Origin of the sequence: Cryobacterium sp. TMT2-10, assembly GCF_004403075.1 — a bacterium.
GTDB lineage: Bacteria > Actinomycetota > Actinomycetes > Actinomycetales > Microbacteriaceae > Cryobacterium > Cryobacterium shii.
Genome location: NZ_SOGW01000109.1, coordinates 61889 through 77198, shown reverse-complemented (window position 1 = coordinate 77198; position 15310 = coordinate 61889). Strand labels below are relative to the sequence as shown.

14 protein-coding genes are annotated in these 15310 nt (G+C 69.3%); 7 read left to right on the top strand and 7 right to left on the bottom strand.

What is annotated here, in order from left to right:
- Window positions 1-4 precede the first annotated feature (4 nt).
- Together E3T37_RS13730 and E3T37_RS13725 are read left to right on the top strand one after the other, a co-directional pair.
- Window positions 5-1375 (top strand): L-serine ammonia-lyase, encoded by a 1371-nt coding sequence (locus tag E3T37_RS13730; RefSeq protein ID WP_134367724.1) that lies wholly within the window; start codon window positions 5-7, stop codon window positions 1373-1375.
- A 60-nt stretch (window positions 1376-1435) separates the two neighbouring features.
- Window positions 1436-1921, top strand: coding sequence for a LysM domain-containing protein (locus E3T37_RS13725; protein WP_134367722.1), 486 nt, complete (start codon window positions 1436-1438; stop codon window positions 1919-1921).
- A 268-nt stretch (window positions 1922-2189) separates the two neighbouring features.
- On the opposite strand, the gene E3T37_RS13720 is transcribed toward E3T37_RS13725, so the two are convergent.
- The 5 genes from E3T37_RS13720 to E3T37_RS13700 form a co-directional block, all read right to left on the bottom strand.
- Entirely contained in the window at window positions 2190-3239 is a 1050-nt protein-coding gene (locus tag E3T37_RS13720) for a Gfo/Idh/MocA family oxidoreductase (protein WP_134367720.1), read from the bottom strand.
- A 58-nt stretch (window positions 3240-3297) separates the two neighbouring features.
- Entirely contained in the window at window positions 3298-5817 is a 2520-nt protein-coding gene (locus tag E3T37_RS13715) for an RNA helicase (protein ID WP_134367718.1), read from the bottom strand.
- Window positions 5818-5880: 63 nt separating this feature from the next.
- The gene (locus tag E3T37_RS13710) at window positions 5881-6384 is read right to left on the bottom strand and encodes a DUF2127 domain-containing protein (RefSeq protein WP_134367716.1); all 504 of its coding nucleotides are present in this window, start codon (window positions 6382-6384) and stop codon (window positions 5881-5883) included.
- A complete protein-coding gene (locus tag E3T37_RS13705; RefSeq protein WP_134367714.1) occupies window positions 6381-7823 on the bottom strand; it encodes a HAMP domain-containing sensor histidine kinase in 1443 nt (480 codons plus the stop codon). Before E3T37_RS13705 ends, E3T37_RS13710 begins: the two co-directional genes overlap by 4 nt.
- On the bottom strand, window positions 7820-8497 hold the full coding sequence (locus E3T37_RS13700) for a response regulator transcription factor (RefSeq protein ID WP_134367712.1): 678 nt from the start codon (window positions 8495-8497) through the stop codon (window positions 7820-7822). The genes E3T37_RS13705 and E3T37_RS13700 overlap by 4 nt, the downstream gene beginning before the upstream one ends.
- Window positions 8498-8649: 152 nt before the next feature.
- Between E3T37_RS13700 and E3T37_RS13695 the strand changes: the two genes are divergently transcribed.
- Genes E3T37_RS13695 through E3T37_RS13685 form a run of 3 tightly spaced genes read left to right on the top strand, consistent with a single transcriptional unit; the run spans window position 8650 to window position 12097 of the window.
- Window positions 8650-10167 (top strand): glycosyltransferase family 39 protein, encoded by a 1518-nt coding sequence (locus E3T37_RS13695; protein ID WP_134367711.1) that lies wholly within the window; start codon window positions 8650-8652, stop codon window positions 10165-10167.
- Between the two features lie 32 nt (window positions 10168-10199).
- Entirely contained in the window at window positions 10200-11351 is a 1152-nt protein-coding gene (locus tag E3T37_RS13690) for a glycosyltransferase (protein WP_134367709.1), read from the top strand.
- A 47-nt stretch (window positions 11352-11398) separates the two neighbouring features.
- The gene (locus tag E3T37_RS13685) at window positions 11399-12097 is read left to right on the top strand and encodes an AI-2E family transporter (protein WP_134367708.1); all 699 of its coding nucleotides are present in this window, start codon (window positions 11399-11401) and stop codon (window positions 12095-12097) included.
- A gap of 138 nt (window positions 12098-12235) precedes the next feature.
- Here E3T37_RS13685 and E3T37_RS13680 read toward each other — a convergent pair whose 3' ends face one another.
- Window positions 12236-12586: an SHOCT domain-containing protein gene (locus E3T37_RS13680; RefSeq protein ID WP_134367706.1), complete on the bottom strand. Its 351-nt coding sequence runs from the start codon at window positions 12584-12586 to the stop codon at window positions 12236-12238.
- 64 nt (window positions 12587-12650) lie between these two features.
- The gene (locus E3T37_RS13675; RefSeq protein ID WP_134367704.1) at window positions 12651-13091 is read right to left on the bottom strand and encodes a DUF6325 family protein; all 441 of its coding nucleotides are present in this window, start codon (window positions 13089-13091) and stop codon (window positions 12651-12653) included.
- A 105-nt stretch (window positions 13092-13196) separates the two neighbouring features.
- Between E3T37_RS13675 and E3T37_RS13670 the strand changes: the two genes are divergently transcribed.
- Both E3T37_RS13670 and E3T37_RS13665 read left to right on the top strand, forming a co-directional pair.
- Window positions 13197-14810 carry a molybdopterin-dependent oxidoreductase gene (locus tag E3T37_RS13670; RefSeq protein ID WP_134367702.1) on the top strand — a complete coding sequence of 538 codons (1614 nt, stop codon included), beginning with the start codon at window positions 13197-13199 and terminating at the stop codon, window positions 14808-14810.
- 109 nt (window positions 14811-14919) lie between these two features.
- Window positions 14920-15306, top strand: coding sequence for a TraR/DksA family transcriptional regulator (locus E3T37_RS13665; RefSeq protein WP_134367700.1), 387 nt, complete (start codon window positions 14920-14922; stop codon window positions 15304-15306).
- Window positions 15307-15310: the final 4 nt, after the last annotated feature.

Here is a 15310-nt window from a genome sequence, read left to right as displayed (position 1 = left end):
TCGGATGACAGCGTACGTGTCGGCCCTCGACCTCTTCTCCATCGGGATCGGCCCTTCCAGTTCCCACACGGTCGGCCCCATGCGGGCCGCCCGCACCTTCGCCGACCACCTCCTCGACTCGGGCACGCTGCCCCTCGTCACCCGGATCAGCTGTGCGCTGTTCGGCTCGCTGGGTTCGACCGGGCTCGGCCACGGCACGCCCGACGCCGTCCTGGCCGGTCTGGCCGGGCTCCGGCCCGAGACCTGCGACCCGGCCGCGGTGCGCACCGCCTGGTCCGGCCTGCCCGCCGACGCCATCCTGGTGCTGCACGGTCACGAGATCCCGGTGGCGCGGGACGACATCACCTTCGAACCGCGCACCCGCCTGCCCGGCCACCCGAACGCGCTGACCCTGACGGCGTGGGGCATGGATGCCCGGCCCCTGTTCGAAGAGACGTGGTACTCGATCGGCGGCGGGTTCATCCGCCGCGACGGCGACACCGCGGGACCCCGCACGACCCGGACCCAGCCGCTGCAGTTCTCCTCCAGCGCGGAGCTGCTGGCCCTGTGCGACGAGCACGGATTCGGCATCTGCGACGTCGCCCGCGCCAACGAGGAGTCCATCCACGGCGCCGACGGACTCGAGGCCGGCCTCGACGCGATCTGGGACGCGATGCACGTCTGCGTGGAGGCCGGCCTCGTGGCCACCGGCACGCTCCCCGGCGGGCTCAAGGTCAAGCGACGGGCCGCCGCGGTCCGTATGCAGCTGGAAGAATATGACCGGCTGCCGAAGCGGGAGCGCGACACCTCGACCGAGTGGCTGCACGCTTTCGCCCTCGCCGTCAACGAGGAGAACGCCTCCGGCGGGCGGGTGGTGACGGCCCCGACCAACGGCGCCGCGGGCATCATCCCGGCGGTCGGCCACTACTACCTGAGGTTCGTACCGGGGGCGGATGCCGCCGGCATCCGTCGCTACCTGTTGACCGCCGTTGCGATCGGCTCGCTGGTCAAGGCCAATGCCTCGATCTCCGGGGCGGAGGGCGGCTGCCAGGCCGAGGTCGGATCGGCCTGCGCGATGGCATCCGCTGCCCTCTGCGCCGTGCTCGGCGGCACACCGCGACAGGTGGAGAACGCCGCCGAGATCGCGATGGAGCACCACCTGGGCCTGACCTGCGACCCCGTCGGCGGCCTCGTGCAGGTGCCCTGCATCGAACGGAACGCGATCGCGGCCTCCACCGCGGTGTCGGCAGCCCGGCTGGCCTTGCACGGGGACGGCACCCATCTCGTCTCCCTGGACACCGTGATCGAAACCATGCGCCAGACCGGCCTGGACATGATGACCAAGTACAAGGAGACCAGCGAGGGCGGCCTGGCGGTCAACGTCATCGAATGCTGAACCGCGGCCTAGACTGACACTGCCGTGCGGGGGACGCGCGGCGCTCACCTTGGGGGGAAAATGCGCTCCACACAGCGTCGCCTGGCAGCCGGTGGGCTCGGCATCACGGTAGTGGCGGCTGCGCTGCTGGGCCTGGCCGGATGCGCCGCCGCGCCGGCACCCGTCGTCACGGCGACCGTGACGGTCACGCCCACGCCGACGCCCACACCCACCCCCACTCCTGCTGCGGTGCCGGTCCCGCCTGCTCTGCCGGCACCGGCGCCCACCATCACGCCCAATGCGGAGGCCGCCCCGGCCGAACCGCTGCCCGAGGGCCCGGCAAACGACCTGGGCTCCACGGCGGGCGCCCTGGGCGCGGCGACCCGGGACGGGTCGGGCAACCTGCTCAGCTACACCGTGGTCGAGGGAGACGATTTCTTCGCGATCGCGCAGCGTTTCGACGTGCCGGTACAGCAGCTGCTGCGGATGAACCCGTCGGTGTCGGGGCTCGGCGAGGACATCTACATCCGCGATGTCATCAACCTGGACTGGACCACCACCCGCTAGCAGCGCCGCCCACCGGCCGCCGCACCCGCCGCCCGCCGCACCCACCGCCGGCCGCCCCTCGTCCGGCCCACCAGCCGCCGGCCGCTGAACGAATTCGACGGAGATTCTGCCGAAAATGCCCTAAATCAGGGCATTCGGGGTCGTTTCGGGCAAAATCTCCGTCGAATTGGTTAGGGGACGTGCGGACCCCGGCCGGGGAACCGGCGGCGGGAGCCGCGGTGCGAGCCCGACCGGCAGCGGGAACCAGCACCGCGAGCCGCGGAACCGTCTAGTGCGTCAGCAGGTTCACGCGCTCGATCACGTTGATCACGCGCAGCGCGTCCTCCGGGTCGACCGGGACCGGCCCCCCGCGCAGCAGGGCGTCGGCCAGTCCGCTGTAGAACGCCCCGTAGGCGCCGCGCTCGGTGGGCACTCGGGTCAGCGCGCCGTCACGGCCGAGCATGCCCCAGGCGGATTCCGGGTCCACCCCGAAGTCCGGGTCGGTCGGGCTGGCGCCTGCCGCGAGGGCGGTCTCCTGGCCGTCGAGGCCCCACTTGGTGTACCCGGATTCGGAGCCGAGCACGCGGAAGCGTGGGCCGACCTGCGCGGCGATGCCGTTCATCCACAGGTGTGAGCGCACCCCAGACCCGTGATGGAGGGCGACGAAGGTGTCGTCATCGGCGGCGCCGCCCGGGCGCCGGGTCAGGGTCTCCGCGTAGACGTCATCGACCGGGCCGAAGAGCTGCAGGGCCTGGTCGATCAGGTGTGCGCCGAGGTCGAAGAGTACCCCGCCACCCTGCTGGATGGTCGCGCCGACCTTCCACGACTTGGTCTGTTCCGGCTTCCACCACTCGAACCGGGACTCAAACCGGCGCACCTCACCCAGCGCCCCCTCGGCGAGCAGCGCACGCAGCGTGAGGAAGTCGCCGTCCCAGCGCCGGTTCTGGAACACGGTGAGGAGCAAACCGAGTCGCCGGGCCTTCTCGATCAGGTCACGGCCCTCCCATGGTTTCACTGCGAACGGCTTGTCGACGACCACGGCAAGGCCGGCGTCGAGGGCGGCGTTCGCGAGCTCGACGTGGGTGGCCGACGGGGAGCCGATCACGACCAGGTCCAGGTCGTCGGCGGCCGCGAACAGGTCTTCCACGGTCGGCACCAGGCGCGCCTGAGGGTATCGGGTCGCCGCGGCGTTGAGCCGGGCCGGGTCCCGCGTCACGATCAGGTCCAGCGAGAAGTCGGGGTTCGCGGCGAGGAGCGGGCTATGGAAGACGCGCCCGGAGGTGCCGAAACCGATCAGGCCGGTGCGGATGGGGGCCGTTGCAGGCTGAAACTGGGGCATGTTCCCCACGGTACTCCGCGGACGGCTCCCCGGCACGGGCTCCCCGGCACCGACTCGCCTAGAGCCGGTCCACCCCGGTCACGCGCAGCACGGCGGCGCCGAGTTCGTCCGATGCGGCCAGGTCGACCGTGGCGCTGATGCCCCAGTCGTGGTCCCCCGCCGGGTCGTCGAAGATCTGCCGGGCGGTCCAGACGGATGCACCCTCCTCCAGGATCAACAGGCCGGCACTGCGCGCATTCGCCCCGGTGAGCAGCTCGTCATGCTCGGCGTAGTAGCCGTCCATGGCGTCGCCCCAGGCATCCGCGTGGAAGCCGTGTTCCCGGTCGAGTTCGCCCAGCGCATCGTAGTTCTCGAGCGCGGCCAGCTGCACCCGCCGGAACAGTTCGTTGCGCACCAGGATGCGGAACGCGCGGGTGTTGGTGGTCAGGCGGCGCGGCGCCGGCGGCAGCACCGACTGCGCGGCATCCGAGTGCACGGCCAGGTCCGGGTGGATGAGCTCCTCCCACTCGTCGAGCAGGCTCGAGTCCACCTGGCGCACGAGTTCGCCCAGCCACTCGATCAGGTCGAGCAAGTCCTCGGTCTTGGCGTCGTCCGGGATGGTCTGCCGGGCCGCCCGGTAGGCGTCCGAGAGGTAGCGGAGCACGACGCCCTCGCTGCGGGCGAGCTTGTAGTAGGCCACGAACTCGCCGAACGACATCGCCCGCTCGTACATGTCCCGCACGACGGTCTTCGGGCTGAGCTCGAAGTCGGCGATCCAGGGCTGGGATTCCTTGTAGGTGGCGAAGGTGTAGTCCAGCAGCTCCTCGAGCGGCTTGGGCCAGGTGACCTCCTCGAGCAGCGCCATCCGTTCGTCGTATTCGACGCCCTCGCGCTTCATCGCGTTCACGGCCTCGCCGCGGGCCGCGAACTGCTGTCCCATCAGCACCGGGCGCGGGTCGTCGAGGGTGGCCTCGAGGATGGAGATCATGTCGAGGGCGTAGTGGCCGCTGCCCGGGCCGGCCACGTCGGGGTCGGCGTCGAGCAGGTCGAAGGCGGCGAGCGCGAACGGCGACAGGGGCTGGTTGAGGGCGAAGTTGGGCTGCAGGTCGACGGTCAGACGGATGTCCCCGCCCGCGCTCTGTTCCACGATCCCCGCCGCCCGCAGGGTCTTGTAGATCCCCAGGGCGCGCCGGGCGTGCGCGAGCTGACGCTTCCACGGTTCGTGGTTGTCGAAGATGAGGTCGTAGACATGGGCGAACGCGTCCCCGCCGCGGCCGATCACGTTGATCAGCATGGCCGCGGTCATCTGCATGCTCGAGTTCATGGTTTCCGGTTCGGCCGCAACGAGCCGCTGGAAGGACGGCTCACCCCAGGAGACGAATCCCACGGGCGCCTTCTTGCGGATGATCTTGCGCTTCTTCTTCGGGTCGTCGCCGGCCTTTTCGACCGCCTTGAGGTTGTCGGTCTCATGGTCGGGCGCCTGGATGACCACGGTTCCGGCCGTGTCGTAGCCGGCCCGGCCCGCGCGTCCGGCGATCTGGTGGAATTCGCGGGCGTTGAGCTGGCGCATCTTGACGCCGTCGTACTTGGTCAGCGCGGTGAACAGCACCGTGCGGATGGGCACGTTGATGCCCACGCCCAGGGTGTCCGTGCCGCAGATCACCCGGAGCAGGCCGCGCTGGGCGAGCTGCTCGACCAGGCGCCGGTACTTGGGCAGCATGCCGGCGTGGTGCACGCCGATCCCCATCCGGATCAGCCGGGACAGCGTTTTGCCGAAGCTCGTGGTGAAGCGGAACTCGCCGATCAGGTCGGCGATCGCCTCCTTCTGTTCCTTGGTGGCGACCTTGACGCTGCTGAGCGCCTGCGCCCGTTCGAGGGCGGCGGCCTGCGCGAAGTGCACGATGTAGACCGGCGCTTGCCCGGTCTTGAGCAGCTCCTCGACCGTCTCGTGCACGGGCGTGGTCTCGTAGTAGTAGTGCAGCGGCACCGGCCGTTCGACCCCGGTGACGACCGCGGTGGGCCGGCCGGTGCGCCGGGAGAGGTCGTCGGCGATGAAGGTGACGTCGCCGAGGGTCGCCGACATCAGGATGAACTGCACCCGCGGCAGCAGCAGCAGCGGCACCTGCCAGGCCCAGCCGCGGTCCGGGTCGCCGTAGAAGTGGAATTCGTCCATCACGACCTGGTCGACGGGGGTGTCCTCGCCGTTTCGCAGCGCCAAGTTGGCGAGGATCTCCGCCGTGCAGCAGATGATCGGGGCATCCGAGTTGACCGAGGAGTCGCCGGTCATCATGCCCACGTTCTCGGCGCCGAAGATCTCGACCAGCGCGAAGAACTTCTCGCTGACGAGGGCCTTGATCGGCGCGGTGTAGAAGCTGCGCTTGCCGGCCGAGAGCGCGGCGAAGTGTGCGCCGACGGCGACGAGCGATTTGCCGGTCCCGGTCGGGGTGCTCAGGATCAGGTTCGCCCCCGACACGATCTCGATCAGGGCTTCCTCCTGGGCCGGGTACAGTGACAGCTCCTGCTCCCCCGCCCACGTTTCGAAGGCCTCGAAGAGCACGTCGGGATCGGTGACGTGCGGGAGGGCGGTGAGGGTAGCCATGATCCTTCGATCCTGCCCTATTCCTCTGGGCGTCCGCTGCGCCCGGGCGCCCGCCGGTCGCGGTCAGGCCGCACTGCGCTCCGCGTCGGCCCGCCGGGCCCGGTGGATTCCGTACTCCCGCCAGGTGAGGTAGACGACGATGAGGTCGAACGCGGTGAGGGCCACGATGCCCCAGGAGAAGGCCACCGCCAGCTGGTAGCACTGGTACACGATGAAGACCAGGAGGAACCCGATCATCCACGGATACGCCCACAGTTTGTCCCTGAGCACCGCCCAGACGAGCACGACTTTCACCAGCCCGTGGAGGAGCAGATAGACCGCCGCGAAGATCGAGGCGGACACGCTGATTCCGTCGGCGAGGTGCCGCAGGCCGTTAGCGACCAGGTCGTGCGGGTCTTCGGAGAGCTCGTGCTGGGTCAGGAACCGGGTGATCGCCCCGATCTGCGCGGGCGACACCAGCAGCAGCAGGACGCCGCCGACGATCTCCAGGACCCCGTCGAGGCCTTTCAGGATCACGCTGACGCGGAAGGTGGTGTCCAGCAGGCGCCCGGGCTGACGCGCGCTCATCGCTCTCCGTGTTCCGCGGGAACCGTCGGCTCGGCGGCCGTGGACCCTGCCTGCAGAAAGGGCGGGGGCTGCTGGCCGGATGGGGACTGCGGAATGGTCACTGTAGCCGTGAAACCGCCGCCCGGCCGGTTGGCGAGCCGGACTCCGCCCCTCGAGCTCGAGACGATTGCCCGGACGATGGCCAACCCGAGGCCGCTGCCGCCGAGGGCGCCCCCTCTTTGCCCGTCCGGGCGGGTGAAGCGGTCGAACGCGATGCCGATGAAATCGTCCGGCATCCCTGGCCCGGTGTCTTCGACCGACAGCCGAAGTTCGGTGCCGTGCTGCACCAGCCGCGCGTGGACCTCCCCCGACTCCGGCGCTGCCCGCAGCGCGTTGCTGATCAGATTGTCGACGACCTGGGCGAAGTGCGCCACGGCGATCGGGTATTCGAGGTCGTCCGAGGCGTCCTCCACGTCGAACTCCACGGCGATGGACTTGTCCAGGGCCAGCAGCCGAGCCCGGTCCGATGCGGCGGCGAACTCGGCGCTGAGTTCCCGCCAGGGTGAGGACTGCGCAATCTGCCCGGCGTCGAGCGATGACAGGGTGAGCAGGTTCGTCGCCAGCACGGACAGCCGATCCACGGAGTTTTCGGCCAGGCGCAGGTCGTCCGTGAGGGCAGTCGCGTTGCCCTCGCTCAGGTGGGCGAGCTCGAGCTGGATCTTGAGCAGGGCGATCGGGGTGCGCAGTTCATGGCTGGCATCAGAGACCATCTGCTTTTCCCTGGCGGCGGTGGAGCGGACACTGGCGATGAAGTCGTTCAGGGTGATGGCGAGATCGGCTAGTTCATCCTGGGCCGGACCTACCGGCAGGGGTTCGGAAGACCCGCTGGCGCGAAGTTCTTCGGCACGACGCCGCATCTGCGAGACGGGTCGCAACGCCGCCGTGGTCAGGAGCCACGACGCCAGTCCGAACCCCGCGAGCAGCATCACGGCGCCGATGATCAGCACCTTCGTCACGTTCGCCAGCACGATCGCCGTCAATCGCAGGTCGCGCGTCGCCACCACGTGCCACGCACCATCCGCTGTGGGGACCGTGCGCACGACCACCAGGTAGTCGGCGCGCGGTTCGTGGACGATGTGGGAGCCGTCCGCCAGCTCGGTGAGGCGGCCCAGCCCGTCGGACAGCGCGTCCGGAAGATTACTGACGACGACCGCCCCGTCCGGACTCACAACGGCCACATGCTGTTCCCCGGCCGGCGGGTCGATCTGGTCCGGATGCGACTGGATGTCCGTCAGGTACGGGGTGCTGGCGTCGTAGAGCAACTTCTTGTCGGAGTTGATCTGCACCTGCTCCATCTGCAACCGGAAGATGAACGAGGCCGCCGTCAGCAGCACGGCTGCGACGAGGACACTGCCGATGGTGATCTTCCAGCGGATCGACAGCCGTCGGATCCAGGTCACTCGTCGACCTTCGCGAGGTAACCCACACCACGCACGGTGACGATGGACACGTTGCTGCCTCGGGCCGACAGCTTCTTGCGCAACGTGCTGACGTACTGTTCCACGATGTTGGCGTCGATGTGCGTCGCCGTCCCCCAGACGGACTCGAGAATCTCCTGCCGGGTGAACGGCACCTCCAGCTGGGTGATCAATCCTCGCAACAACATGAACTCATTGGGGCTGAGCGAAAGCGGATGCCCGCCGGCCTGCCCTTTTCGGGACTGGGAATCCAGCGTCACGTCGCCCGCGGTGACCTTGATCCACTGCTCCGCCGGGTCTCGCCGGATCAGCGCCCGGATCCTCGCGGCCAGCTCGGCGAAGCTGAACGGCTTGGTCAGGTAGTCGTCCGCGCCGGCATCGAGCCCGGTCACCCGGTCATCGACGGCATCACGCGCGGTGAGCAGAAGCAGGGGCATGGCGTTGCCCGTTTCGCGCACGTGCCGGCAGATCTCGAAGCCGGACATCCGGGGCAGCATCACGTCGACGACGGCCGCGGCGAATTTTCTGTTCGCCAGGTTGATCAGCGCGTCGACACCGTTGTCCACGAGCACGGTCTCATACCCCTCCGCCTGGATCCCGCGCTCGAGAGCGAGGCCCATCTGCGCATCGTCTTCGACGATGAGGATCGATCTCACTGGTGGATTCTCCCGTCCCGCATGTCCACAAAACTACTTCATCGCCCGGGGAACGCGCCCGGAGGTCATACCCGGCGCTTCCTGTACACAGTTACAACTTAAAACCCCTGATTTACCGGTACATCGTCATTTTCGCCGCCGAGCATTGCACTATGACCTCAACGCTCGCTCGGACCTCCGCTGGGATCGAGCCGGCCGCGCGCCCGAGCTCAGACCGGTGGCGCCTGGCAGCGGGCCTCGGAGCAGTCGGCTTCGTCGTGTCGTTTGCCGGCTCGTGGATCCCCTCTTTCTGGGGCGACGAAGCCGCGAGTGTGATGTCGGCTGAGCGCTCGCTGCCCACCCTGATCGACATGCTGAAGAACATCGACGCGGTGCACGGCGTCTACTACCTCTTCCTGCACTTCTGGATTCAGGTGTTCGGCGCCTCGGAGCTCTCGGTGCGACTGCCCAGCGCGATCGCCGTCGGCTTCGTCGTCGCCGGAACGTTCGTCCTCGGGCGGATGCTGCTGAGCCGGAACGCGGGTATCGTCGCCGCCGTCATCTGCACGGTGCTGCCCCGCACCAGCTACCTCGGGGCTGACGCTCGCTCGTACGCTTCCTCCACCGCCATCGCGGTCTGGGTCACGATCCTGTTCCTGATCCTCCTCCGGCACCGGTTCGGCTCCGTGGTGTCCCGCCGTCTCGCCTGGGCCGGTTACGCGGTCGGCCTGGCCGTCGGAATCTACGTGTTCCTCTACCTCGGGCTGCTTCTGGGGGTGCACGGGGCTTTCCTCCTCAGCTCCCGGGCCGGCCGGGACCACCTGAAGGAGTGGGCACCGGCGGCCGGCGTCGCCGTCGTAATGGCCCTTCCGATCGTTCTGCTGGGGTATGCCCAACGAGAACAAATCGCTTTCCTGGCCCATCGCGGGTACGCCACGGCACAGTCGGTCGTGGTCGCCCAGTGGTTCGGGAACCCGTTCCTCGCCGCTGCCGGCTGGCTGTTGCTCGGTGTTGCCGCCGTCGCCGCGATCGGGGCGTGGCGGCGAAGCCCCGGCAACCCGCCTCCTGTTCTGCTCGCGCTGCTCTGGGTGGTCCTTCCGACGCTGGCCCTGCTGGGGCTCAACGCGGCGACCCCCGCCTACAACCTCCGCTACGTCTCCTTCTGTGTGCCCGCGGTCGCCCTGTCCCTGGCCGCCGGCATCGACGCTGTCAGGCCCCGGTCGGCTCGGATCGCCCTGTTGCTGCTCCTGCTGGTCCTGGCTGCCCCCACCGACGTGCTCCAGCGCGGCCCCTACGCCAAAGACGCCGGCAGCGACCTGGCCCAGGCCTCCGCGATCCTCGGTCGGCAAGCGCGGCCCGGTGATGCCGTCGTGTTCGACGAAACGACCGCCCCCCGCCAGCGCCCCCGGCTGGCGCTGCACCTCTACCCCGACGATTTCCGGGGCCTGCGGGACGTCACCCTCAAGACGCCGTACCAGGCCAGAGGACGACTGTGGGACACCACCTACCCGGTCGCCGACGTCACGGCCCGCCTCGCGCCCGCCGATCGGGTGTGGCTGGTCGAAATCACGGGCAGCCCCGACAACGTCCGGGGCAGCGACCTCGGTGCGCTGGAGAGTGAAGGGTTCGAGGTCGTCTCCACCCGGATGGCCCACCGCACGATCGTCTACGAACTGGACCGGCGATCATGACTCCCGACCACCCCGATGGGAAGAGGAATACCGTGGATGTCTCCGTCATCGTCCCGACCTTCAACGAGGCGCCGAACGTGCCGGAACTCGTCCGGCGGATCGAAACCGCCTTGGAGGGACGCACGGCCGAAATCGTCTTCGTCGATGATTCGACCGACGACACTCCGGCCGCGATCCTGCGCGCGGCCGCCCGGGCGCAGATCCCGGTGCGACTCATCCACCGGGACCACCCGGCCGGAGGACTCTCCGGGGCTGTTCTGGGCGGCCTGGCCGCGACCGTCGGCGAGTGGTGCGTCGTGATGGACGGCGACCTGCAGCATCCGCCGGAACTCATCCCGGTTCTGCTGGCGTCGGGCGTCGACCAGGTCGCCGACGTCGTGGTCGCCTCGCGCCATATCAGCGGCGGATCGTCCGCGGGCCTGAGCGGGTTTGTCCGCCGGCTGGTGTCTTCGGCGGCGACCGTTCTCACCCGGGCCATGTTCCCGACCCGGCTCCGCAACTGCACCGACCCGATGACCGGGTTCTTCGCCGTCAGGCGGTCGTCGGTGGATCTCGGTTCGCTCCGGCCGCGCGGGTTCAAGATCCTGCTCGAGATCCTGGCGCGCAATGCGGTCACGGTCGTCGAGGTGCCGTTCGTGTTCGGGGAACGTCACGCGGGTGAGTCGAAGGCCGACTTCCGCCAGGGCTTGCGGTTCGTGACTCAGTTGGCGACGCTCCGATTCGGCCGGCTGTCCGGATTCGCGCTGATCGGCGCGCTCGGAGCGGTGGGCAACCTCGCGATCATGGCCCTGCTGCAGGCGTTCGGCGTCTGGTACCTGCTGGCGGCGATCATCGCCGCCGTGGTCACGATGGTGACGAACTTCCTGCTGCAGGAACGGTTCGTCTTCCACGACCTCCGGGAAGAGGGGCGACACGTCTGGACTCGACTGGCGCAGTCATTCGGTTTCAACGGGGCGGAGACGACGCTCCGCACGTACCTGCTCTGGGTGGTCGTCAGCGTGACGTCCATCCCCAGTGTCGCGGCCCAGGCGGCGCTGCTCACCGCCGGTTTCGTGCTTCGGTTCGTGTACCACTCCCGCGTGGTCTACCGGCCGAAGCGCACGTCGTCCGCGGGCTACGGCGTCGAGGCCGCGCCGGGCTTCCTCGCGGACCGGTCCGCGGGGAACGACGCCAGGGCGCGGTAGAGACCCCGTCTGTCCTCGAGCTATCCGGGCAGGGCCCCTGGGTCTACATTCGGGGCAAGCATCGGCCCGTCGGAGGGGACTCATATGCGCTGGCACCGAAAGAGAATTCCCGTACCGGGCGGCTCGAACCGACCCGCTCCAGTCTGGTCGACGCGCTCCGTGCCTACGCGTCGAATGTGCGCCGCTACATGGTCACGACCACGGCGCTCGGGCTCGTGCAGGGCACCCTCAACGCACTCGCGCTGGTGGTCCTCGCCGTTCCGGGCGCCTTCCTCTGGGGGTTGCTGTCGTTTGTGTGCAGCTACATCCCGAATGTCGGCTACCTGATCGCGATCGTCCCGCCCGTGGTCTTCGGATTCCTCGAAGGCGGCTGGTCCACGGCGATCTCCGTGATCGTCGTCTACACCCTCGTGAACGCGGTCGTGCAGGGCGCCATCCAGACCCGACTGGTCAGCAACGCCGTCGCCCTCAGCCAGACCATAACCTTCGTTTCCGTGATGTTCTGGTCGGTGATCATGGGGCCGATCGGTGCGCTGCTGGCCATCCCCCTCACGTTTCTCGTGCGAACGATCCTCGTCGATTCCGATCCCCGGTCACGGTGGTGGCGCCCTCTGCTCGGCGACCTGGCGGCGACGCGGGCCCTGATGACGCGGGAGGCGGCCGAGCGGAAAGCCGGGCGCCGGGCCAGGAAGCGCCCTCCGATACCGGTTCCGCCAACCGCACCGCCAACGATCCAGACCGGCTAGGCAGCCCCGCCCCCGTTGGCCCGACCAGGCTCCCCTGACCAGGCTGTCCGCCACAGTGCCCGTTCCGGTCGAGAGTGCCCGCTGTAGCGGGCACTCTCGACCGGAACGGGCACATTCGGGGGCGGAACGGGGGGCGGGTCACATCCCGAGGAGCTTGGCCTTTGCCGCCGCGAACTCTTCGTCGCTGATGACGCCGGCCGTCTTGAGTGTGGCCAATTTCTCGATCTGCGCGCTGAGGTCGTCGCCTCCCGCCGCGGCTGCCGGTTCCGGAGCCTGCTGGGCTTGCTCGGCTTGCCGCGCCTGCTGCGCTTCGTACTGCTGAGCCTCGTACTGCTGCTGCTCGGCGGCGGCCTGCTCGTCGGCCGAGGCCTGGGCCCGTGACTGCTGCCTGCGGTTCACGCCGCCGGCGACGGCCGTCGCGGTTCCGGCCACCACCGCTGTGCGGGCCATCGTGCCGATCAGGCCGGGACGGCCGATTCGTCTGGGCATGCTGATTCCTTTCGCTGTGGCCCGCGGAGCCGGTTGAGCTGCAGGGCCGATGGAGGTGTGGCGATCAGTCCGTGTCGGCGTCGGCTTCGGCGAGCGCCTCGAGCACTTCGTCGACGACGGCTCCCGGAATCCGGACCGTGTCCACGAGCACCCCGCCGGACGAGACGATGGCGTCGCGCAGCGGCTTGAACCAGGTGTGCTCGAAGACGAGGATCGCGGCCGAACTGTCATTTTCCAGGTCTGCCGCAAGTTCTTCGACGTCCTCGTCGGAGACGAGGCCGTTGATCATCTCGATCACGTCGGTCAGCGCCATCGCGTCCTCGTTCACGCCGAGTTCCTCGAACTCCGAGTACGAGATTGTGCCGTCCTCGTCTTTTCGCACGAACACGCCGTCGATGATGCTGATCGTGTCCGTGTCGACGAGGTCGGCCAGTGCCGGGAGGATCTCACCGGTGAACCTGTTTCCGGGGAACGCGATGACCAGTATTTCGATGGGACCAAGCATGGGTGACTCCTCCGATTGAGCATCAGGACACTGGGACGATAAACCCGTTCGGGGGGTGCATCAAGTGCGGGACCGACTCCCAGCCCGCGTATCTAAGCTGGGCTGATGGTCAGCCGCGACGCCTCCCCGTCCCCCGTGCCGCCCCCGTCGACGTTGTCGTCCCCGACGCCCGAAACGCCGCCCGGGGCATCCTCGCGAACGTCGCGACTGTGGCGGCCCGCCCTCGCGGGCGTGGCCGCCGCGCTGGCCGGCCTCGGGGCGGCCGAGCTGGCCGCCGGACTCTTCGCCCCGGCCGGCAACCCGATCCTGGCCGTCGGAGCGGTGGTCGTCGACCTTGCGCCCGGGTGGCTGAAGGAACTCGTCATCTCCCTGTTCGGCACGGGCGACAAGGTCGTGCTGATCGTCAGCGTGGCGCTCGGCGCCGTCCTCCTCGCCGCCGCGGCCGGGGTTCTCGAATTCCTCCGGCCGCCTGCGGGACGGGTCATCGTCGCGGCGTCGGGTACCCTCGCCGTCGCCGCGGTGCTCACCCGGGCGAACGCGGCGCCCTTCGACGCGATGCCCGCCGTCGTGGCCATGGTCGTCGCCGCGGTGGTGCTCACCCTGCTCATCGTCACGCTCCGCCGCATGCCGGCCGGTGCGCCGGCATCCGCTCCCGACCGTCGGCGCTTCCTCGCCTATGCGGGCGCCGGTGCGGGCCTCGGACTGCTCGCCGCGATCGGGGGCCAGATGATCTCGGCCGGGGTCAGGGCCACGGATGCCGCCCGCGCCCGTTTCACCCTCCCCACGCCGGCCGTGGCCGCGGCACCCGTGCCGGCCGGGGCAGCCCTGGACATTCCCGGCCTCGCCCCGCTGATCACCCCGAACGCGGATTTCTACCGCATCGACACGGCCCTCCAGGTTCCCCGGATCGATCCCGGCGCCTGGACCCTGAAGATCACGGGCATGGTCGAGAACGAGGTCGAGCTGAGCTTCGCCGAGCTGCTCGCCCTCCCCCTCGAGGAGAGCACGACGACCCTCACCTGCGTGTCGAACGACGTCGGCGGAGACCTGATCGGCAACGCGACCTGGCTGGGCTACCCGATCCGCGAGCTTCTCGCGCGGGCCAAGCCGCGCGCGGACGCCGACATGGTCCTCTCCCGCAGCGAAGACGGCTGGACGGCCAGCACTCCGCTGGGGGTGCTCATCGACGACCGCAACGCGATCCTTGCGGTCGGGATGAACGGCGAGCCGCTCCCCCTCGAGCACGGCTACCCGGTGCGGATGGTCGTGCCCGGGCTGTACGGCTACGTCTCGGCCACGAAATGGGTCGTCGAGCTGCACGTCACCCGGTTCGACCAGGAGACCGCCTACTGGACCAGCCGCGGCTGGACCGAACGCGGCCCGGTCAAGCTGTCCTCCCGGATCGACGTGCCCCGGCAGAACGTGCAGATGCCCGCGGGGCCCGTCACGGTAGCCGGCGTGGCCTGGTCCCAGCATGTGGGCATCCGTGCCGTCGATGTGCGGGTCGACGACGGCGGGTGGAACGCGGCGACCCTCGCCGACGCGATCTCCGCCGACACCTGGCGGCAGTGGACCTGGGTGTGGCCGGCCGCCTCCGGACGGCACACGCTCACCGTGCGGGCGACGGATGCCGCAGGGCAGGTGCAGACCTCTACGGTGCGCGATGTGCTGCCCGACGGGGCGACCGGGCTGCACTCGATCCCGGTGACGGTCGGGTAGTCACCCGGGCCCCGGGGCACCGCGACAGAAGCGCTGCCCGGGCGTATCCTCAACACCGAAAACCATGGTGCCGGCGTTGGGCCGTGCCCGGCCTGAGAGGACGTCCATCATGCGCACCCAGACGAAGCTGTCTGCAGCCGACCTGCGACATTTCGAGAAGCTCCTCCGTGCTCAGCGCCACGACCTCGACATCGCCCTCGGTCGCATCGTCACCACGCTCGACGGGGTGATCGAGGCCCGGGGCACGGCCGACGACGAACACGACCCCGAGGGCCCCACCCTGACGATGGAATGGTCCCGCATCTCCGGCGTGCACAGCGACCTGGAGGTCAAATCAGCCGAAATCGACCGGGCGCTCGTGCGGATTGCGAACGGCAGCTACGGGTTCTGCACCCGCCGGGGCGAACCTATCGGGCGCGCCCGGCTGGACGCCAGACCCGCCGCGGAACTCTGCATCGACTGCGCCCGCGAGCTGGAGGCCCAGCTCAAGGCCTGAGTCG

Excerpts from the sequence above, each read along its gene's own strand:
- E3T37_RS13730 (WP_134367724.1), top strand. The coding sequence starts at position 5 with ATGACAGCGTACGTGTCGGCCCTCGACCTCTTCTCCATCGGGATCGGC.
- E3T37_RS13695 (WP_134367711.1), top strand. The coding sequence starts at position 8,650 with ATGACCTCAACGCTCGCTCGGACCTCCGCTGGGATCGAGCCGGCCGCG.
- E3T37_RS13710 (WP_134367716.1), bottom strand. The coding sequence starts at position 6,384 with ATGAGCGCGCGTCAGCCCGGGCGCCTGCTGGACACCACCTTCCGCGTC.
- E3T37_RS13680 (WP_134367706.1), bottom strand. The coding sequence starts at position 12,586 with ATGCCCAGACGAATCGGCCGTCCCGGCCTGATCGGCACGATGGCCCGC.
- E3T37_RS13725 (WP_134367722.1), top strand. The coding sequence starts at position 1,436 with ATGCGCTCCACACAGCGTCGCCTGGCAGCCGGTGGGCTCGGCATCACG.
- E3T37_RS13675 (WP_134367704.1), bottom strand. The coding sequence starts at position 13,091 with ATGCTTGGTCCCATCGAAATACTGGTCATCGCGTTCCCCGGAAACAGG.
- E3T37_RS13670 (WP_134367702.1), top strand. The coding sequence starts at position 13,197 with ATGGTCAGCCGCGACGCCTCCCCGTCCCCCGTGCCGCCCCCGTCGACG.
- E3T37_RS13720 (WP_134367720.1), bottom strand. The coding sequence starts at position 3,239 with ATGCCCCAGTTTCAGCCTGCAACGGCCCCCATCCGCACCGGCCTGATC.
- E3T37_RS13715 (WP_134367718.1), bottom strand. The coding sequence starts at position 5,817 with ATGGCTACCCTCACCGCCCTCCCGCACGTCACCGATCCCGACGTGCTC.
- E3T37_RS13665 (WP_134367700.1), top strand. The coding sequence starts at position 14,920 with ATGCGCACCCAGACGAAGCTGTCTGCAGCCGACCTGCGACATTTCGAG.